Here is a 19,896-nt window from a genome sequence, read left to right as displayed (position 1 = left end):
CAACTTGGCAGTTACTCAGAGAACGCGGACCTCCGGGGTGTAGACGATCCACTTGCCGCCCACCGCTCGGAACTCCTTCTCCTTGGACATGATCTCATGCGCGTGGTTCCAGGCGAAGAGCATGTGGACGATCACGTAATTCCCCGGGCTCAGCGTCACGTAATTCCCCAGGTCCTGGCCTCGTCCATGTCTACTTGATCGAGGGCTTGTTTGTCTTGTCGGTGACGCCTGCGCGGGGCCGCTTGTTGGGGCGGTAGCTGGGACCGTTCATGATCACCTGATGGCTGGTGTTGATGAGCCGGTCCAGGAGGGACTCGGCGACGACGGGGTTGGGGAAGAGCGGATACCAGTCGCTCGGCGCCCTGTTGCTGGTCAGGATCAGCGACCGGCCCTGCCGCTCGGAGACCAGCTCGTAGAGGTCGTCGGCCTGGGCCGCGGTCAGCTGGCGCATCGCGAAGTCGTCCAGGATGAGCACGTCGGGCCGTACCAGTTCGCGCAGTCGGCGGTCCCAGGTGCGGTCCGCGTGGCCGCCGGCCAGGTCGGCCAGAACCCGGCTGGTCTTGGCGAAGCGGACGTTGGCGCCCTGGCGGATCGCCATATGTCCGAGTGCCTGGGCGACGTGTGTCTTCCCAACGCCGACCGGCCCGAACAAAATTACGGACTCGCCGGTGTGCAGCCAGCGCAGTGCCGCAAGGTCGCGGACCTGGGCCGCGGGTATCTTCGGGGAGGCCGCGAAGTCGAACTCCTCCAAGGTGACCTGCTGCTCGAACTTCGCCCGGGTCAGGCGCCGTTGGAAGGCGACGGTCTCCCGGCGGGTGATCTCGTCCTGGCAGAGGATCTGGAGGAACTCCAGGTGGCCGAGCTCGCCGCCGTGGGCCTGCGAGAGGCGGGCGTCGAGAGTTTCCAGCATGCCCGAGAGCTTCAGCGCGCGAAGCGCGTCCCGCAGGGCGGTGTCCATGATGCTCATCACGCCACTCCTTCTTCGTGACGGTGGTCATCACGGTCGTCGTTCGTCATGTCGGGGGGTGTCGCGGTCGCGAAGAGCCGCTGAGGTCCGTGCAGGAAGGCGGCGGCTCCGCCATCGCCGGAGGATTCGGGGGCCGGCTCGGTCTCGGTGCCGGCGACGAGGATGCCCTTGATCGTGCGATAGGACGGGTCGCCGACCAGGGTCGCCTTGGCGCAGGCGGCCTCCAGCCTGCCCTCGCCGTACTTCTTGCGCAGGCCGAGGATCCCCTGGGCGGCGCGGAGCCGATAGAGCGCGTTGACCTCCAGCAGCCCATCGACCACCTCGCGGCAGGCCGTGCCGACCTGCGCGGACTGGGTCCGGCACCAGGTCGGGGTCCGCATGTGGAAAGCGATCTTCTCCGGCGGGTAGTCGCTGGCATGGGTGCGCTTGCCCTGCTCAAGTGCCCCGTGGGTCTTGACCAGTTCGCCGTCGTGGAAGACCTGCACGAAGGTCGCGGTCGAGCGGACGTCGACCCGCTTGCCCATCAGTTTCCACGGCACCGAGTAGAGGGTGCGGCCGGCCTTGATGTGAATGTCCGGGCCGACGGTGGCCGTCGACCACTTCGCGAGCACGAACGGGGTCTTCGGCAGCGGCAGCAGCGTGGACGCCTCGACGGCCTCGAAAACCGAGGCCGGGGCGGCCCCGCCCAGCGGGCGGCACTGCCGCTGACCGGCGACTTCGGTGCACCACCGGATGGCCTCGGCCTGCATCTGCTCGAGCGAGAAGAACTCCCGGCCCCGCCACCAGGAATCACGTATATAGGGCATAGGGCGCTCGACGCGCGGTTTATCTTTTGGCTTCAGAGCGCGGGCTGGATCTACCAACGCACCGTAATGGGCCGCGAGTTCGGCATACGCTTTGTTGATTTTAGGGTCGTAGAGGTCGGGCTTGTCCACCCCGGTCTTCAGGTTGTCGGGCACCAGCCGCTGCGGGACGCCGCCGAAGAATCTGAAGGCTTCGACGTGGGATTCGGTCCAGGAGTGCTGGTCCAGGTGGATCACCGGGCGGACGAACATGTGCCGCGAGCACGGCAGCACCATCACGAACGCCCAGATCCGGTGCCGCTTCCCGCTCCGCGGGTTGATCCACTGGCCAAGGAAGCCGTAGTCGATCTGAGCCTCCAGCCCCGGCTCGATCTCGTCGCGCAGGACCGTGACCTGAGAGCGACGGGTCTCCTCGGGCAGCGTCGCCGATATCCACCGCCGAAGCGACGACACCGAAACCACCAACTCGTTCTCGTCCCGCAGCCGTTGGTGGATCGTGGCGACGGTCACCGTCCCCAGCAGGCTCTTGATGTAATCACGGTGCTTGTCGATCTCGGGCCAGGTCACCTGCCGCAACCGGGCATCGGCGAGCTCGGGGAACCAGCCCTTGATCAGAGAGGCCCAGTCCTCCGCGGCCATCGCCGCCCCGCCCGGGGCCATCCCGGCGGCCTCCGCCGGGGCCAGGTACTTCCTGATCGTCTTGCGGTCCAGTCCCAGCGACGCGGCCAGCTCGCTCTTGGAGCGGCCCGCGTACCAGTGGACATAGATCTCGGTCACATCGACCACGTTGAACGTTCTCCTTGCCATCGTGCGCTTCCCTCGACCTCGAACCACTGATCGAGGAAGCGTCCGTCATCTCGACGGCCAGGACCACTACCCGCTGCGTCCGTCGTCCCCATGGGGAATTACGTGACCGCGGGGGTGGGGAATTACGTGACGCGGAACCCGCCTCACCTGGGGAATTTCGTGATCGCTCACAGAGCAGCGCGTAGTCCGGATAAGGATCGCTGAAGCCGTCCGAGGGGCGAACCGGGATGTGAGAACCGGGGGTGAGGCGCCCCTGTTTGGCGGGGGTGGTGTCGTAGACGCAGGAGACCAGTTCGGGGCCTATGCCGCAGTAGTTGGCGACGGTGGCGCTCTTGGCCGTGGCGCCGTACGCGACGACCCGGCCGCCCTCGGCGCCCAGCCGGGTGAGCAGGGCGGTCAGGTCGTCGCGGATGCGTCGGACCTCGGCGGCGAAGCGCTCCAGCGTGGCCGGCTCGGCGAGGGCCTTGCTGTCCTCGTCGGCCATCAGCTCGGCCACCGCCGCTGTGGGCACACGGGCACCCTGGCGCGCGATGGTGTAGCGGACCTCACCGCCGTGCACGGGCAGCCGGACCGTGTCCACCAGCTCGAAGCCGTAGCGGCGGACCATGTTCCGCACCGAGCGGGCCGTGAAGAAGTAGAAGTGCTCGTCGTAGATCTGGTCGAACGAGGAGCGTTCGACGATCTCGCCGAGGTAAGGATCTTCGAAGACGAACACCCCGTCCGGCTTCAGCAGGGCGTCCAGTCCGCGGAAGATCGAGTCCAGGTAGGGGATGTGGCAGAGGGTGTTGGCGGCGTAGTGAGGTGACCCCCGTGGTGTGGACACACCTAACAATGGATCTTGATGGTCCAGGAAGGTGTAGATCCACATGGCAAGGCCCTCGAAGTACAGTGCGGAGTTCCGGTCCGACGCGATCGCGTTGTGGCGGGCATCGGCGGGAAGGCGGACGTTCAGGGACGTCGCGGCCGATCTGAACGTCAACCCCGAGACGCTGCGGACCTGGGTGCGTGACGCCGACGACGGTCCGGCCGCCTCCGGCGGGTCGCAGGACACCGAGGCCGAGCTGGCCCTGCTGCGCGCGGAGAACGCCAGGCTGGCCAAGGCGGAGAAGGAATGGCAGCTCGAGCGGGAGATCCTGCGACGGGCAGCCGCCTATTTTGCCCGGGAGATGAAGTGAAGACTGCCGCTTGGGACTTCATCTCCGCCCACGCCGAGATGTTCGGCATCAAGCGGATATGCCGGGTACTGGAAGTCTCCCGCTCGGGCTACTACCGGTGGATCGCCGGCGCCCAGACGCGGGCCGTCCGGCAGGCCACCGAGGATGCCCTGGTCGAGGAGATCCGCGAGATCCATGCCGAACACCGCGGGAACTATGGCGCGCTCCGAGTCCATGCCGAACTGCGCGGTTTCGGCCACATTGTCAACCGCAAGCGGGTGGCCAGGCTGATGCGCAAGCACGGCATCACCGGCCGCCACCTGCGGAAGAAGAAGCGCACCACGGTCCCTGACCGGCTCGCGCCGCCGGTGGCGGACCTGGTTCAGCGGGACTTCACCGCTGTCACTCTGGACGAGAAGTGGTGCGGCGACATCACATACGTGCAGGTCGGAGCCGCGTGGCTCTATCTCGCCTGCGTCATCGACATCCGCTCGCGCCGGGTGCTCGGCTACTCGATGGCCCCGCACATGCGGGCCGGGCTCGTCATCGACGCGCTCCAGGCCGCGGTCGCAGCCCGCGGCGGTGACGTCACCGGGGTGATCTTCCACGCGGACCGCGGATCGCAATATACGTCGGCCGCGTTCGCGCAGGTCTGTGACCGGCACGGCATCCGCAGGAGCATGGGAAGGGTCGGCTCGAGCTATGACAACGCCCTGGCCGAGAGCTTCTGGCAGGGACTGAAGCGAGAAGCAATGCACGGGAAGCTGTTCGTGACGATGCGACAGGCCAGGCTGGAGATCTTCCAGTGGCTCACCTACTACAACGCCTGCCGACGCCACAGCGCGCTCGACTACCTCTCTCCAATGGAGTTCGAACAGCAGCACCACAGGACAGCTAAACTCTCACTCGCAGCATGAACCCCTGTGTCCACACTCCGGGGGTCACCTCATCGCGGCAGGAAACCCTGATGATCGACTTCTTGGCCACTCTCGACCCCGGCAACGGCCTGGCGGAGAAGTCCGGGATGCTGCCCCCCATGCCCCCGGACGACCTGCTGTGGCGAGCCCTGGTCAGGCTCTCCCGCGGCGTCGGCCGGGCGGAGAAGACCGGGCATGCGCTGTCTCCGTACGTCGTCGGCGCGTACGGGCACTCGCGCATGGACGCTCTGGTGCGCGGCGCGGGTGAAGCGGTGGAGCGGCACGCGCTCTTCCCCCGTCCCGACATGCCCCACGGCACCGTCCGCGCCACCCGGGCCGGCCTGGGCGCGCGTGCGCTGCCCTTCACCGATCCGGACGTTGCCCTCGGCGACCCGCGGAGCGCCGAGCGGGCCCTGACCTGGTATCCGACCCGTCGGCTCAGGGACGATGCCGAAATCCTGGTCCCTGCGGGCCTGGTCGACTACCCCGCGCACGCGGCGGATGCGGAGGGCTTCGACCCCGGCCCTTCGGGGGCGGCGTCCGGGCACGGATACGACATGGCCTTGCGCTCCGCCCTGCTGGAGATGATCGAACGGGACGTGCTGCTCGTCGCCTGGGAACGCCGGCTGCGCCCGACGCGGATCGATGTCGACGCCGTCGGGGCGGGCCCGGTGCGCAGCGGCAAGGAGAACACCCATTGGCGGAGCCTGCTGCGGCTGTGGGCAAGCGCCCGCCGTGCGGGGCTCGTACCGGTCGTGGCGGATCTGCCGACCGGTGTCCCGGGCGTGGTCTGCACCGTCGCAGTGATCATCGACGAGACCGGCCCACAGCCGCTGGCGACCGTCGGCTGCAATGCCACGGACCGGGTCGGCTGGAGCATGCTGGGCGCGCTCCAGGAGGCGCTCCAGATACGCTCCGCGGTGGTCAACCAGCGCGAGAGCCACGGTTACGGCGAGCCCCCGGCCGAGATCGTGGACGATGACGACCGGCTGCGGTACGTCGCCTCCCGGCAGTGTTTCGACCTGGTCAGCGAGTGGGCCGGCGGGTTCAGGGGAACGCGGACACCCCGTACGGAATACAAGGTGACGACCGCTGCCATCGTGACGGGCCTGCTCGCGGACGGAGCCGACCCGATGGCGATCGACCTGACCGGCCGACTGCCGGTCGCGCTACGGGAGATGGGGTGGGCCGCGGTGAAGGTTGTCCCGGTCGGCTACCAGCATCTGCGGATGACCGAGTCGTACGGCTTCAGTTGGAACACCGAGCGGTTGCGGACGGCCGAAACGCGGACCGGGTTGTCCGCCGCCCGGGGGCCCACCGGCCGAAGCCGCCCCCATCCCTTGCCCTGATCAGGAACGCTTGGCAGTACACCAGAAGGAGAGGACCATAAGTATGGAAACCACACTCGGCGAGCAGATCATGCTCCTTTCGCTCGACGACAACACCGGAGCCCCGCATCTGCAGGCGCAGTCCGAGTACATGATTTCCAGCGCTTCTGTGCTGGAGCTCGCGCTGGCCGACCGGGTCCGGATGGAAGGCGAGCACCTCGTCGTCGCCGATCCCACTCCGCTGGGGATTGCGATTCTGGACGAGACGCTGCGGCGGATCGCCGGGCAGGAGAAGCGGGAGGACACCCAGGCGTGGATCTTCCGGCTGAAGAAGGAGGCCGTCGAGGGTGCGCGGCAGGGGCTGCTCGACAAGGGCATCATCCGTGAGGAGCGGGCGCGACGCTGGGGGATCTTCCCCACGAATCGGTACCCGGAGGCGGACGGAACGGTCGAGCAGGACGTCCGCCGAAAGCTCGCGGCGGCGGTACTGGAGGGACAGGAGCCGGACGCGCGCACGGCGGCGCTGGTGGTGCTGCTGCACAGCGGCGGGCTGCACAAGCTGGTGTTCGCCGACTCCGACGAGACGGCGGTCAAGAAGCGGATGGCGGAGCTGACGGAAAACCACTGGTCCGAGCCCGTCATGAAGCAGTTGGTGGATTCGGTCTTCGTGGCGCTGTCGGGCTACTCGGCGACAACGGCCGTCGGAGTGGTAGGTACGGTCATTTAGGACATGCCGGGCCAGCGGAATTGGCTGGGAGGTGAGGCTTCCTCAGTTCTTCCTCAATTCCGCTGCCTTACCGTACTTTTCGGAGCCATCCGATTCGTGCGAGTCGCTGCGTGTGTTAACTTCCTCGTTACCGATCAAGGTTGTTGCGGGGGTGCAACCGGGCCTGACCCGCCCAGGTTTGCAACCGCCCTGTGTATCAGAATTACGGGGAAGCATGGAACGAATCTTCCTTGCCATCAATTCACCTTCGTTGCGGCGCCGAATGACTGAGGTGCTGGCCGGGCCGGGGTGGCTCATATCCGGATGGGACGGCGACCGTACGGCAGCAAGACCCACAACACAAGCCGATATCACGCTGGTTGAGTCCAACGTGCTGGACGCGGACCCGTCGCTCACCCAGTTGAGCGCGCGGGTCATCGTTCTGGTTTCCGGGCAGCACGACGCGTTCTGGCATTCGTCGGCCTTCGCGCGGGTGGTCGGCATCATCGATCGTGACGACCCCGACCGCGGCTACATCGCAGCGGTTCGCGAGGTGTTGAGCGGGCGAGGCTGGGTCTCCCCCGAGCTCGTTCCCACCCTGCTGTCCGGCCACCTGGGCCACTCCCGGCTGTCGGGACCGCCCGCAGCCGATGTCGCACTGCTCACCGACCGGGAGAGGGCAGTGGCCATGCTGGTTGCGGAGGGCCTCTCCAACTCAGAGATCGCCGCGCAGCTGACCATAGAGCGCAGCACGGTCAAATTCCATGTGTCGAATGTGCTACGCAAAGTGCGCTGCCGAGACCGCTCCCAGATCACGGCTCTCTGGCACTCGCGCGCGTTGCCGACCCGCTTCGCCGCATGACCCTGGCCCCGTCGCGGGGCGGGGAATGACTCGACTTCTGACGGGCGTGCTCACCCAGTGCTCGGCGCTAATCTTGCGCCCAGCGCCGCACCGCGGCGCCGATAAATCAGATGCCTGATATCCATCACTTGGCGGGTAATTAATCACGTCCCTTTCAGGGAATCCACCGGCACTGGGGCAATGCACCCCGGGTTCTCCCGTATCGGCGCGCGGAAAGTTGTACAGATGGAGAACTCCAAGGGGGCCCCGCGGATCGGTGAGCTGTCCGACGTACCCGGGGGCCGGAAGCCGATGAAGGCACTCGTTCTCGCCGGTGGCACCGGCAGCCGGCTACGGCCCATCACCCACACCGCGGCCAAGCAGCTCGTTCCCGTCGCCAACAAGCCCGTGCTCTTCTACGGCATCGAGTCGATCGTCGCGGCCGGCATCACGGAGATAGGTGTCATCGTCGGGGGGACCGCCAAGGAGATACGGGCCGCTCTCGGCGACGGCTCGTTCTTCGGGGCTCGGATCACGTATCTGCCACAAGAGGCGCCCCTCGGACTGGCCCATGCCGTACTCGTCGCCCGGGACTGGCTGGGCGACGAGGACTTCGTGATGTACCTCGGTGACAACTTCGTAGTCGGCGGGATCACCGGCCTGGTGGAGGAGTTCCGCCGGGAGCGCAGGGACGCCCAAATTCTGCTCACCAAGGTCGCGGATCCTTCGATGTTCGGGGTCGCCGAACTCGGCCCGGACGGCGCCGTGATGCGCCTGGAAGAGAAGCCCAGCAAGCCGCGGAGCGATCTCGCGCTGGTGGGGGTCTATCTCTTCACCCCCGCGGTGCATAAGGCCGTCGCCGCGTGTGTGCCTTCGGCACGAGGCGAGCTGGAGATCACCGATGCCATCCAGTGGCTGGTCGACTCGGGTCACCATGTCGGTGCCACCACCATCACCGGTTACTGGAAGGACACGGGAAACGTGTCCGACATGCTGGAGGTCAATCGCGTGGTGCTGGAGACCGTGGAGCCGGCCGTCGAAGGACGGGTGGACGGGACGAGCGAGATCGTGGGCCGGGTGAGGATCGAGCCCGGCGCCCGGATCGTACGGTCACAGATCATCGGTCCCGCAGTCATCGGTGCCGGCACCGTGGTCACAGACTCCCGCATCGGGCCCTTCACCTCCGTCGCCGACGAGTGCCGGATCAGCGGCAGCGAGGTTGAGTTCTCCATCGTCCTCCAGGGAACGCGGATCGAGGATGCGGGCCGTATTGAAGGCTCCCTCATCGGCCGCTCTGTCCACGTCTCTGGGGCGGTCCGGGCACCGCGGGCACACCGCCTGGTCCTCGGCGACCACAGTCAGATCCAGATCGCTTCCTGAGACACCTCCGGCACGAAAGACGGTGACACCACCCGCCATGCGAATCCTTGTCACCGGAGGCGCCGGTTTCATCGGCTCCCACTTCGTACGATCGCTGTGTGAGCGATCACGAAATTCCCCAGGTGAGGCGGGTTCCGCGTCACGTAATTCCCCACCCCCGCGGTCACGTAATTCCCCATGGGGACGACGGACGCAGCGGGTAGTGGTCCTGGCCGTCGAGATGACGGACGCTTCCTCGATCAGTGGTTCGAGGTCGAGGGAAGCGCACGATGGCAAGGAGAACGTTCAACGTGGTCGATGTGACCGAGATCTATGTCCACTGGTACGCGGGCCGCTCCAAGAGCGAGCTGGCCGCGTCGCTGGGACTGGACCGCAAGACGATCAGGAAGTACCTGGCCCCGGCGGAGGCCGCCGGGATGGCCCCGGGCGGGGCGGCGATGGCCGCGGAGGACTGGGCCTCTCTGATCAAGGGCTGGTTCCCCGAGCTCGCCGATGCCCGGTTGCGGCAGGTGACCTGGCCCGAGATCGACAAGCACCGTGATTACATCAAGAGCCTGCTGGGGACGGTGACCGTCGCCACGATCCACCAACGGCTGCGGGACGAGAACGAGTTGGTGGTTTCGGTGTCGTCGCTTCGGCGGTGGATATCGGCGACGCTGCCCGAGGAGACCCGTCGCTCTCAGGTCACGGTCCTGCGCGACGAGATCGAGCCGGGGCTGGAGGCTCAGATCGACTACGGCTTCCTTGGCCAGTGGATCAACCCGCGGAGCGGGAAGCGGCACCGGATCTGGGCGTTCGTGATGGTGCTGCCGTGCTCGCGGCACATGTTCGTCCGCCCGGTGATCCACCTGGACCAGCACTCCTGGACCGAATCCCACGTCGAAGCCTTCAGATTCTTCGGCGGCGTCCCGCAGCGGCTGGTGCCCGACAACCTGAAGACCGGGGTGGACAAGCCCGACCTCTACGACCCTAAAATCAACAAAGCGTATGCCGAACTCGCGGCCCATTACGGTGCGTTGGTAGATCCAGCCCGCGCTCTGAAGCCAAAAGATAAACCGCGCGTCGAGCGCCCTATGCCCTATATACGTGATTCCTGGTGGCGGGGCCGGGAGTTCTTCTCGCTCGAGCAGATGCAGGCCGAGGCCATCCGGTGGTGCACCGAAGTCGCCGGTCAGCGGCAGTGCCGCCCGCTGGGCGGGGCCGCCCCGGCCTCGGTTTTCGAGGCCGTCGAGGCGTCCACGCTGCTGCCGCTGCCGAAGACCCCGTTCGTGCTCGCGAAGTGGTCGACGGCCACCGTCGGCCCGGACATTCACATCAAGGCCGGCCGCACCCTCTACTCGGTGCCGTGGAAACTGATGGGCAAGCGGGTCGACGTCCGCTCGACCGCGACCTTCGTGCAGGTCTTCCACGACGGCGAACTGGTCAAGACCCACGGGGCACTTGAGCAGGGCAAGCGCACCCATGCCAGCGACTACCCGCCGGAGAAGATCGCTTTCCACATGCGGACCCCGACCTGGTGCCGGACCCAGTCCGCGCAGGTCGGCACGGCCTGCCGCGAGGTGGTCGATGGGCTGCTGGAGGTCAACGCGCTCTATCGGCTCCGCGCCGCCCAGGGGATCCTCGGCCTGCGCAAGAAGTACGGCGAGGGCAGGCTGGAGGCCGCCTGCGCCAAGGCGACCCTGGTCGGCGACCCGTCCTATCGCACGATCAAGGGCATCCTCGTCGCCGGCACCGAGACCGAGCCGGCCCCCGAATCCTCCGGCGATGGCGGAGCCGCCGCCTTCCTGCACGGACCTCAGCGGCTCTTCGCGACCGCGACACCCCCCGACATGACGAACGACGACCGTGATGACCACCGTCACGAAGAAGGAGTGGCGTGATGAGCATCATGGACACCGCCCTGCGGGACGCGCTTCGCGCGCTGAAGCTCTCGGGCATGCTGGAAACTCTCGACGCCCGCCTCTCGCAGGCCCACGGCGGCGAGCTCGGCCACCTGGAGTTCCTCCAGATCCTCTGCCAGGACGAGATCACCCGCCGGGAGACCGTCGCCTTCCAACGGCGCCTGACCCGGGCGAAGTTCGAGCAGCAGGTCACCTTGGAGGAGTTCGACTTCGCGGCCTCCCCGAAGATACCCGCGGCCCAGGTCCGCGACCTTGCGGCACTGCGCTGGCTGCACACCGGCGAGTCCGTAATTTTGTTCGGGCCGGTCGGCGTTGGGAAGACACACGTCGCCCAGGCACTCGGACATATGGCGATCCGCCAGGGCGCCAACGTCCGCTTCGCCAAGACCAGCCGGGTTCTGGCCGACCTGGCCGGCGGCCACGCGGACCGCACCTGGGACCGCCGACTGCGCGAACTGGTACGGCCCGACGTGCTCATCCTGGACGACTTCGCGATGCGCCAGCTGACCGCGGCCCAGGCCGACGACCTCTACGAGCTGGTCTCCGAGCGGCAGGGCCGGTCGCTGATCCTGACCAGCAACAGGGCGCCGAGCGACTGGTATCCGCTCTTCCCCAACCCCGTCGTCGCCGAGTCCCTCCTGGACCGGCTCATCAACACCAGCCATCAGGTGATCATGAACGGTCCCAGCTACCGCCCCAACAAGCGGCCCCGCGCAGGCGTCACCGACAAGACAAACAAGCCCTCGATCAAGTAGACATGGACGAGGCCAGGACCTGGGGAATTACGTGACGCTGAGCCCGGGGAATTACGTGATCGTCCACACGCTGCTGTCCGACTCCGGGCCCGAGACTGTCACCGTCCTCGACGCGCTCACCTACGCGGGCAACCGGGCCAACCTCGCTCCCGTGGCGGGCGATCCGCGGCTGCGCTTCGTCCATGGGGACATCCGCGACGCCGGATCCGTGGCCGAGCTGATGGCCGAGCACGACGCGGTGGTGCATCTTGCCGCCGAGTCGCACGTCGATCGTTCAATAGCTGTCGGCACCGACTTCGCCTCGACCAATGTGCTCGGAACCCAGAGGCTGCTGGAGGCCGCCGTCCACGCCGGCCTCGGCACTTTCGTCCACGTCTCCACCGACGAGGTGTACGGCTCGATCCCCGTCGGCTCCTGGACCGAACAGCAGCCGCTTGCCCCCAACTCCCCGTACTCGGCGACCAAAGGGGGCTCCGACCTTCTCGCCCTCGCCTATCACCGTACGCACGGCCTGGATGTGCGGATCACCCGCTGCTCCAACAACTACGGGCCGTACCAGTACCCCGAGAAGATCATTCCCCTGTTCGTCACCCGCCTTCTGGGCGGGCGCCGCGTACCGCTGTACGGAGACGGCGGACAGATTCGCGACTGGCTGCATGTCGAGGACCACTGCCGTGCCATCCGGCTCGTCCTTGAATCCGGCCGTGCGGGAGAGGTCTACAACGTCGGCGGCGGCACCGAGCTCACCAACAAGCACCTCACCGACCGGCTGCTGGACGTCTGCGGCCGGAGCTGGGACAGCGTCGTCCATGTCGAGGACCGAAAGGGCCACGATGCCCGCTATTCCGTCGACTGGTCCAAGATCCGCGACGAGCTGGGTTACGAGCCGCAGCGCTCCTTCGATCAGGGCCTGGCCGCCACCGTGGCCTGGTACCGGGAGAACCGCTCCTGGTGGAACGCGGCATCGAGGTAGCCAGCCAAGCAGGTTGGCAGCCCACTCCAGTTCCGGCTTCGGGCTTGCCCTGGGCGCCACCTGTTGCCAGGTTCACACCCAGTTCCTCACCGAGTTCCGTCCTGCTGCCCGCCCTCGGAGGCACCGGTGGCGCGCTCATCGGCGCAGTTGTCTCCGCCGCGTACGCCCTCTCCCAGAACTGGACGATCGTCATTCCCGCTGGGGTCCTTTGGCCTGGGCATCGGCGCCACCGTGATCATCTGTGCCTTCGCCGGGCTGCGGCCAGCTATGCGCGCCGCCCGCCTCACGCCCCGCGAAGCACTCGCCAGCCCCTGACGGCGTAGAGACTGGCATGGCGCATCGAGCCTCTCGGGCGGATGGCCGAGGCGCGGTGGCAGACGGTAGACGGAACTCACCGGGGCCAACGCTGTGGAAGGCTCTCAGGTACTCAAGGAAGAGCTCAAGGGGCCCTGTGCTCGCTCTCTTGGCAGCTACTGCAAAGTGGGTGGGCAACGCGCGGCCAAAGCGAAGCCTTGGGGAACTTCACCTCGGCATGTCGATCACTTTCCACCCCTTCGGGGTAACGGCCCGTCAGCCCGGATGAGGCTGGCGCTCTGTCTGCGAAGCATGTCTCTCTTGGGCGAGCCCAGGTTGCTGGGCTCGCACTCCATCGGACACCGGGGCGTGGCCTGCGAACCGCATCGGGTTCTTCTGCGACGGCGGCATCCTCACCTACGATCAGATCTCCTCCAAGTTCTTGACCCAGCCGAGCACACCGAACTTCGAGTGCACACCCTGGCGGAGTGTGAGCTGCTCATGACGCCTGGCGGTGTCGGTCGGCTCACAGCGACCGACACCACGATCATCTGGAGGACTGGGTGGTCTGATGCTGTGACGGGTACGGGCGCCTGGCGGCGGCAGCTATCAGGTACGCCCGCACCCTGTTTGCACATTTACCGGATGCAGAAGAGCCAGTAGCCTGCGATCTGGGAGCTTCGCCGCAGCGAGATTGCAGGTGCAACGAGTTTTGAGGGTGTGCCCACCAGTGGGCACATCGAGTCGGGGCAGCGGGATCGAGCAGGATAGGGGGGACGGAAACGGGTGGGAAAGTCCGATTTGCTCGTAAGGAATTGGTAAAATCGCAGGTGAGAGCGCCGCTCGTTTCGGGTTCGAATCTCCTAGGCTCCACTGTCAAATGCCCTTTGCCCTGCGGAAACGCGGGTACGGAGGGCATTTTTGGTGCCCATCGGTGGGCGCATCCGCCCCTGCCGGGGGTGGGGGGGGAGCTGCGGATTTTCAAGGGTTTGCCCGCTCGCGTCTCCCCCAAGATCTCCTAGGCTCGTTCCCAGTTCCGGGTCCGGTGCACACGTCCTCGAACACGGTGTACCCCTGCCGCAGTCCCTCGACGTGGCTGAACCGCGCCAGCAGCGCCCGGATGCGCCCCTCCTCCGAGTCCCGCTTCAGCCGCGTGCCACCGTGGTAGCCATGGCCCGCAGCTCACCGTTGCTGGGCAACCGCGAGCACGCACTCGTCATGGCCATCACCAACGCGCACCTCACGGCCAGCACGCAGACGCCCAGCCCCCGACCTGATCCCATTGCGCGCTCCCGATGCCCGCTCTCTACCCCACCCTCGCGCGCCCCGTATGCGAATGCATGAGTACCGAGTACCCGTGATCAGTGTCAGGGAGTCGCTTTGCGATCTCGTCTCTGGCATGGGGCCGGGTTGATCAGGTGCCCTGGTTCCCCCGCAGTTCCTCCACAGCGGCCCGGGCCGCGGCGCCGATCACGGCGTCGGCGCGCGGCAGCTTGTTGTCGGACCGGGCGGCCTGGGTGAAGACCACCGCCGTATAGGTGCTGCCGTCCGCGAGTTCGACGACGCCTGCTTCGTGGCGCAGTGAACCGAAGGTGCCGGTCTTGCCGTAGACGGTGACGTCGTCGTAGGGGAATCCGGAGGCGAGCCGGTGCGTCCACGGCTGCCTGCGCATGACCTCGCGCATGAAAGCGCAGCGGTCGTCGGAGGCGGCCTGGCCGGTCCAGATCGCGCGCAGGAGCCGTGCCAGGTCGGTCGGTGTGGTGGACGCCTTGAACGCCGGGTCGTACACGCCCGGGGGGACGATGGTGTCGTTGTCCGCCACGTGTGCCAGAGCCGCGTCCAGCGAGTGGGCGCCCGTTTCGGCGACCAGCCGGCTGAACGTGCTGACGACGCCCCCGTGGATACGGGTATCGGGCATGCCCAGGTCGCGGCACATGGCGTCGACCACGTCCGGGCCGACCGCTCGGAGAACGGCATCGGCCGCGGTGTTGTCGGAGATGCTCATCATCAGCACCACCATGTCGCGCAGCGACATGGTGACCGGGTCGTGCAGGATGGAAATGCCGGTCGGGCCCGGAACGCGCTCGTCGGGCTCCAGCGTCAGCCTGCGACACGGGTCGATCAGCCCCGCGTCCGCGAGCCGGCAGAAGGCGACCATGAGAGGCACCTTGTAGACCGAGCCCATGGGCAGCTGTTCGCCGGGATCGATGGTCACCTGGGCCGACGGGCGGTGCAGGTCCGCCACGTGCAGCCAGCCGCGGACGCCCGCGTCGTCGAACATGCCGTGGATGGCCCGCTCCACACCGCTTCCGCGCTGTGTTCCGCTCACGGTGCCACCTTCCGGGCCAGGGTGTCCTCCAGCAGTTGCGCTGTCTCGGCGGTCTCCTTCGAACCCGGACGCCGCGGGTCCCAGGCCACCCGCAGCCGCAGGGGAAGCGGCGGGTCCGCTGCGGTTCGCCGCTCGACTCCTGAGGCTGTCAACGCGTCGTCCGCCGTGACCAGCACGGCCTGACCTGCCGCTACCAGGGCCAGGCCGGCGCGCTCATCGGAAACCACCACGGTTTCCACCCGGTGGCCGCGACTGGCCAGGGTGTCGATGAAGAGGTCGTGGGCCGCGGGTGCTTCGGCACGCGGACGTACGGCAACGGGCAGCCGCGACGACAGCGTGTCACCGGCGTCCTTGAGGCCGGTGGGGGCGAGGATCCAGGTCGGCAGCAGGATCACCCGCCCGGCGGCGAGACCGTGCAGTACGGAGGGATGCCGGATCACGGCGATGTCGAGCCGCCCGGCCGCGACGTCGCCGAGCAGCGAGGCGGTTGATGCCGTCACCATGCCGATCCGCGTCCGTTCACCGGCCCGGGCCGGTGCGGCTGCCACGTCGGCCGCGAGGGTCGTCGGCACCTCGGGAGCCAGCCCGAGCCGCAGGCGACGGCCGTCAGCATGCTCGCGGGCACCGGTCTCGCGGAGCTCCGCGAGCGCGGCCAGGGCCCTGCGGGCGTGCGGAAGCAGCAGAGCCCCCTCCTCGGTGAGGGACACTCCCCTCTCACGGTCGAACAGTCGAACGCCGAGCAGGGCTTCCAGTCGGCGCAGGCCCTGCGACAGAGGCGGCTGGGTGATGCCCACCCGCTGCGCGGCGGTCCCGAAGTGTTCCTCCTCCGCCAGCGCGATGAAGATTTCCAGATGCCGTTCCGTCAGCAATCCGTACCCCCCTGGCGTGCATCGATACGACTTACGAATCGCGGTGATGCCGAGAGCGTATTCGACACGTGGTCCGGTGGCGGGCTTCACTCCCGGATGAGGGGTCGGCCGCGCGCCGGTACCCCCGCAGACGTCGGGGGTCGTCTCCGGCGAGCTGATCAGGCCCGACCCGGAAACGGAGAGCACCTTGACGCGTACCGGCAGACGGAACAGTCCCGCCAGGCACGGACTACTGCTCGGCATCGTCGTGACCCTTCTCCTGGCGGGAGGCGGGTACGCCGCCTTCAGCCTCGTGGGCGGCGATGCGCAGGAAGACGATGCGCAAGTGGCGTCCGCCCGGAAGCCCTTGGCGGCCTTCCTCGCCGCGTGGGCCGGGCACGACGCGCGGAAGGCGGCGAGCTACACCGACACACCCGACAACGCCGCGTCGCTCCTCACGTCGGTACTGGCCAACCTCAAGCCCTCCAGGACCACCATTGTCGACGGCGAGGGCCGGAAGAAGGACGAACGGGAAGTGCGCTTCCCGTTCACCGTGACCATGGCGGTTCCGGGCGCAGGTGACGTCATCTGGCGCTCCAGGGCACGGGTGATCCACAAGTCGGAGACCTGGAAGGTCGAGTTCACCTCGCCGATGATCCATCCGGAGCTGAAACCGGGGCAGACACTCGCACTCAAGAGTGGCAACGACAGGGCGCAGGTGCTCGACACCAACGGCGACCCGCTCCGGGCGGACAGTCTCGTCGGCACCGTCGACCCCGTCAGCGGCAAAGGCACATCCGGTCTGGAGGCTCGCTACGACGACGTCCTGTCGGGGGGCAGGAAGGCGAGCAAGTCTCTGGTCGTCGCCGACCGGCAGAGCGGGCGCGCCGTCAAGAACCTCACCGCGGCCGCAAAGACCGAAGGCCGCCCGGTGCAGACCACCATCGACCCTCGCATCCAGCAGGCGGCAGCCAAAGCTCTCCGAACGACCACCTCGGAGCCGGGTCCGAACGATCATCTCCGAAGGGAAGGCCCGCACCTCATGCACACCCGAACCCCTGTACGCCGTCGTGTCGCACTCGCCACGCTGGCCGGGATCGCGGCCCTGCCGCTCTCCGGATGCGCCGCCACCTCTGATACCGCCTCCCCGGCTCGGTCCGGCCCGACTCCACCCGCCTCCAAGCCCTCCACATCGGCCCCGGCCGATACGCGTACGGAGCGCGAATTCGGCAGGCTGGAGCGGAAGTTCGACGCCCGGCTGGGGGTCTACGCGCTCGACACCGGCAGTGGCCGGACTATCACCCACCGGCCCGACGAACGCTTCGCCTACGCCTCCACCTGCAAGGCGCTGCTCGCCGGCGCCGTGCTGGACAAGAACTCCCTGCGGCAGATGGACCGGCTCGTGCGCTACGGCCGCGACGATCTCATCGCCAACTCGCCGATTGCCGAGCGACACGTCGCCACCGGACTGACCCTGCGTGAGCTGTGCGACGCGGCCGTCCGCTACAGCGACAACGCCGCGGCCAACCTCCTCTTCCGTGAACTCGGCGGCCCCCGGGGCCTGCAGGACGCCCTGCGCGCGCTCGGTGACAACGTCACCCGCTGTGACCGCTACGAGGTCGCGCTCAGCGACGCGGTCCCTGGTGACCCCCGCGACACCAGCACACCCCGGGCCCTGGCCACCGATCTGCGCGCGTACGTCCTCGGCACGACGCTCCCCGCGGACAAGCGGGCCGTGCTGACCGACTGGCTCAAGCGCAACACCACCGGCGACAAGGCCATCCGCGCCGGTGCCCCGGACGGCTGGACGGTCGGCGACAAGACCGGTACGGGCGGCTATGGCACCCGCAACGACATCGCCATCGTCTGGCCGCCGGGCGCCGCACCCATCGCCCTCGCCGTCCTCTCCCGCCGCGACACCAAGGACGCCGAACGCGACGACGCCCTCATCGCCCGAGCCGCCGAAGTCACCTTCGATGCAATTGCTTAGACCTCACTTCATTTGGTGGCATATGAGGGTTATTGCCCTGCCCCTGGAGGCGCCGCCAACCAGGCTGCGGATGCCGTTGCCCACGGGGCCGGCTACTCGCTCTCCCGGTAGTTCATGAACCAGTGGGTGTCGAAGTAGCAGGCCATCGTAAACGGGTGGTTCGGGTCGAGGAGGATACGGCAGACGAACTCCGCGGCCGGGCAGTCGAAGGGAATGATCTCGCCGTCGAAAGTCTGGACCACGACAGGCCAGCCGTCGGGGTCGCCGTCGTCTATCCGCCAGCAGTACTGGTCTTCGTGCTCGGTACCCGCCCAGACGAGCAGGCCGTGCTCCCTCAGGTGGGTCCACGGCTGTTGGTTCAGGTCGAGCCACCCGTCGAAGGCACCGTCCCCGAACGTCTCCACCATGCGTTTGTAGTCGCTGGGAAGGCGCGTGCTCAGATCCGCCTCGATCTGTCCCCAGTCAACGTCCGGCCGTCGCGGGGGCGGGGTCCAGCCGGTGATGCCCATGAGTCGCTCGACCCAGTCCCCGTCCTGGCCGAGCACCGCCACAGGCCCCTCCGCAGACGGTGCCTGTGTCCGCCGCGGCGCGGTTGCCAGCACTGGCCGAACGACGCCTTCCGCGTCCCGCGCGGTCCCGGCGCCGATCCACTGATCCCCGTAGGCCCATGCCCGTACGTCACGCCCCGGCCTTCGAGGAGGGCGAGGAGAGCCGCGCCGCAGGACTCGTCCACGGTCGGGTCCGTGAAGCCTTCCAAGACCAGCGTACGCGGGGCTCCGTGACGGTCTGTCAGCGACTCGACGAGCGTATGCGGGTCGAGCTCCAGAGGCAGGTGCAGAGACCCGCCCGGTTCGGTAAGCCGGGCCAGCAGGTCATTAAGCGTCGATTGTGTGAGCTCCATGGCGGACAGTGAAGCGCGCCGCACTGACATGCGCCTTGCTGCACACATCCTGGCGTGATGGAAAGCCATGTGGCAGCGGACGCCGCCGGATTGACTATCCCGCGCCGGGCGCCTTCACGCGCGTCACACGCGAGTGGTGTATTGGTCCAGGATGGCCCGCAGCCGGTCGAGGTCCCCGGCCTCATGCACTCCCCGCTTGGGCAGGACGCCGAGGCACATGATGTCGGGGTCCCGGCTGAGCAGGACGAAGTGGCCGACCGTCTCCCGGTAGCCCTGGTAGACGGACCACTTCAGGAGCAATGTGCTGTGGTCGCTGCGGCAAGTGATCCCGGCCGGAGACACAGTCGCGCGGTACTCGCCCTGCCATCCGATGCTCCGCTGCGCGTGGGCGGCCTGAAGCCGCGGGTACCCCCACACCACCAGGACGACGAACAAGAACAGAACGGTCGAGATCACGTCAATATCCTCGCCCCGGCCCACGGCGGAGACCAGCCAGTGCCCTACCCACAGTGTGAGGAACACGCCCCGCAGCAGCAGCCCGGTCCGCTTGATCCGCTCCCGGACCCGCAGGCCGACCAGTGTGTCGGCAGGCTGTGGTCGGTACACCAGCTGGACCGCGGTCTGCTCGTCCACGACTTCGTCGGAGGTTTCCGCGCTGTTGTTGGTGCCTTCGATGCTGCGGCCCTCGGCCATGATCCCTCCCCGGTACGACGACCCGCGGATCCTAGCCCAAGGGCAGTGCCGGGACGGACGGCCGCGGGTGACGGAGCAGGTGGCGATCGAGTACGCCGCGCAGCCAGGCGGTGTGGTCCCTGCCCATGGCTCAGTCCAGGTTGAGGATCGTCGGCCTATACGACACCGCCGAGTTGACCTCAAGAGGTGAGCTCTCGGCGGTTCACCTGACCCGCTGATCTTGGTTCGTTCCTGAGACAGCAGGACGGCCGTTCTTCACGCTTCGAAGTGTCGAGCAACGTCGCGTAAAAGAACGGCCGCTGGTGAAGA

The 19,896-nt window shown here is 67.5% G+C and carries 16 protein-coding genes and 2 pseudogenes; 10 read left to right on the top strand and 8 right to left on the bottom strand.

Features of this window, described 5'->3' with window-relative positions:
- Positions 1–15 precede the first annotated feature (15 nt).
- The 4 genes and pseudogenes from ACU6WZ_RS14105 to ACU6WZ_RS14090 form a co-directional block, all read right to left on the bottom strand.
- Positions 16–159, bottom strand: coding sequence for a hypothetical protein (locus tag ACU6WZ_RS14105; protein ID WP_447033765.1), 144 nt, complete (start codon positions 157–159; stop codon positions 16–18).
- A 31-nt stretch (positions 160–190) separates the two neighbouring features.
- The gene (gene istB / locus ACU6WZ_RS14100) at positions 191–967 is read right to left on the bottom strand and encodes an IS21-like element helper ATPase IstB (RefSeq protein ID WP_447028588.1); all 777 of its coding nucleotides are present in this window, start codon (positions 965–967) and stop codon (positions 191–193) included.
- Positions 967–2,556 carry an IS21 family transposase gene (gene istA, locus ACU6WZ_RS14095; RefSeq protein WP_447033763.1) on the bottom strand — a complete coding sequence of 530 codons (1,590 nt, stop codon included), beginning with the start codon at positions 2,554–2,556 and terminating at the stop codon, positions 967–969. Before istA (ACU6WZ_RS14095) ends, istB (ACU6WZ_RS14100) begins: the two co-directional genes overlap by 1 nt.
- A gap of 253 nt (positions 2,557–2,809) precedes the next feature.
- Positions 2,810–3,445 (bottom strand): annotated as a pseudogene (locus tag ACU6WZ_RS14090) (class I SAM-dependent methyltransferase); the annotation flags it as partial.
- Here ACU6WZ_RS14090 and ACU6WZ_RS14085 point away from each other — a divergent pair.
- The 8 genes from ACU6WZ_RS14085 (at position 3,444) to rfbB (ending at position 12,532) form a co-directional block, all read left to right on the top strand.
- Positions 3,444–4,648, top strand: a protein-coding gene (locus ACU6WZ_RS14085) for an IS3 family transposase (RefSeq protein ID WP_447028795.1) whose coding sequence is annotated in 2 segments (ribosomal slippage) — positions 3,444–3,684 and positions 3,684–4,648 — 1,206 coding nt in all. Because the reading frame shifts where the segments join, the coding sequence is not laid out codon by codon here. The pseudogene ACU6WZ_RS14090 and the gene ACU6WZ_RS14085 sit on opposite strands and share 2 nt — an antisense overlap.
- Positions 4,649–4,698: 50 nt before the next feature.
- Positions 4,699–5,997 (top strand): YcaO-like family protein, encoded by a 1,299-nt coding sequence (locus tag ACU6WZ_RS14080; RefSeq protein ID WP_447033762.1) that lies wholly within the window; start codon positions 4,699–4,701, stop codon positions 5,995–5,997.
- 43 nt (positions 5,998–6,040) lie between these two features.
- Positions 6,041–6,703: a GOLPH3/VPS74 family protein gene (locus ACU6WZ_RS14075; protein ID WP_447033761.1), complete on the top strand. Its 663-nt coding sequence runs from the start codon at positions 6,041–6,043 to the stop codon at positions 6,701–6,703.
- A gap of 214 nt (positions 6,704–6,917) precedes the next feature.
- Entirely contained in the window at positions 6,918–7,544 is a 627-nt protein-coding gene (locus ACU6WZ_RS14070) for a response regulator transcription factor (protein ID WP_447033759.1), read from the top strand.
- Between the two features lie 291 nt (positions 7,545–7,835).
- Positions 7,836–8,903 (top strand): glucose-1-phosphate thymidylyltransferase, encoded by a 1,068-nt coding sequence (locus ACU6WZ_RS14065; protein ID WP_447034035.1) that lies wholly within the window; start codon positions 7,836–7,838, stop codon positions 8,901–8,903.
- A 290-nt stretch (positions 8,904–9,193) separates the two neighbouring features.
- A complete protein-coding gene (istA, locus tag ACU6WZ_RS14060) occupies positions 9,194–10,783 on the top strand; it encodes an IS21 family transposase (RefSeq protein ID WP_447033763.1) in 1,590 nt (529 codons plus the stop codon).
- Positions 10,783–11,559: an IS21-like element helper ATPase IstB gene (istB, locus tag ACU6WZ_RS14055; protein WP_447028588.1), complete on the top strand. Its 777-nt coding sequence runs from the start codon at positions 10,783–10,785 to the stop codon at positions 11,557–11,559. The genes istA (ACU6WZ_RS14060) and istB (ACU6WZ_RS14055) overlap by 1 nt, the downstream gene beginning before the upstream one ends.
- Positions 11,560–11,596: 37 nt before the next feature.
- Positions 11,597–12,532 (top strand): dTDP-glucose 4,6-dehydratase, encoded by a 936-nt coding sequence (gene rfbB / locus ACU6WZ_RS14050; RefSeq protein WP_447034033.1) that lies wholly within the window; start codon positions 11,597–11,599, stop codon positions 12,530–12,532.
- Positions 12,533–14,240: 1,708 nt separating this feature from the next.
- Here rfbB and ACU6WZ_RS14045 read toward each other — a convergent pair.
- Positions 14,241–15,155, bottom strand: coding sequence for a serine hydrolase (locus tag ACU6WZ_RS14045; protein WP_447033758.1), 915 nt, complete (start codon positions 15,153–15,155; stop codon positions 14,241–14,243).
- On the bottom strand, positions 15,152–16,024 hold the full coding sequence (locus ACU6WZ_RS14040) for a LysR family transcriptional regulator (RefSeq protein WP_447033756.1): 873 nt from the start codon (positions 16,022–16,024) through the stop codon (positions 15,152–15,154). The genes ACU6WZ_RS14045 and ACU6WZ_RS14040 overlap by 4 nt, the downstream gene beginning before the upstream one ends.
- Before the next feature lie 292 nt (positions 16,025–16,316).
- Here ACU6WZ_RS14040 and ACU6WZ_RS14035 point away from each other — a divergent pair.
- Both ACU6WZ_RS14035 and bla read left to right on the top strand, forming a co-directional pair.
- Positions 16,317–16,625 (top strand): annotated as a pseudogene (locus tag ACU6WZ_RS14035) (NTF2-like N-terminal transpeptidase domain-containing protein); the annotation flags it as partial.
- 420 nt (positions 16,626–17,045) lie between these two features.
- On the top strand, positions 17,046–17,993 hold the full coding sequence (gene bla, locus ACU6WZ_RS14030) for a class A beta-lactamase (RefSeq protein ID WP_447034032.1): 948 nt from the start codon (positions 17,046–17,048) through the stop codon (positions 17,991–17,993).
- A 92-nt stretch (positions 17,994–18,085) separates the two neighbouring features.
- Here the strand turns inward: bla and ACU6WZ_RS14025 are convergent, their stop codons facing one another.
- Positions 18,086–18,544: a hypothetical protein gene (locus tag ACU6WZ_RS14025; RefSeq protein WP_447033755.1), complete on the bottom strand. Its 459-nt coding sequence runs from the start codon at positions 18,542–18,544 to the stop codon at positions 18,086–18,088.
- Positions 18,545–19,017: 473 nt separating this feature from the next.
- Positions 19,018–19,587 (bottom strand): YcxB family protein, encoded by a 570-nt coding sequence (locus ACU6WZ_RS14020; protein WP_447033753.1) that lies wholly within the window; start codon positions 19,585–19,587, stop codon positions 19,018–19,020.
- Positions 19,588–19,896 lie beyond the last annotated feature (309 nt).

It is taken from the genome of Streptomyces hypolithicus (assembly GCF_052934925.1).
This window is presented reverse-complemented; position numbering and strand designations above follow the sequence as displayed.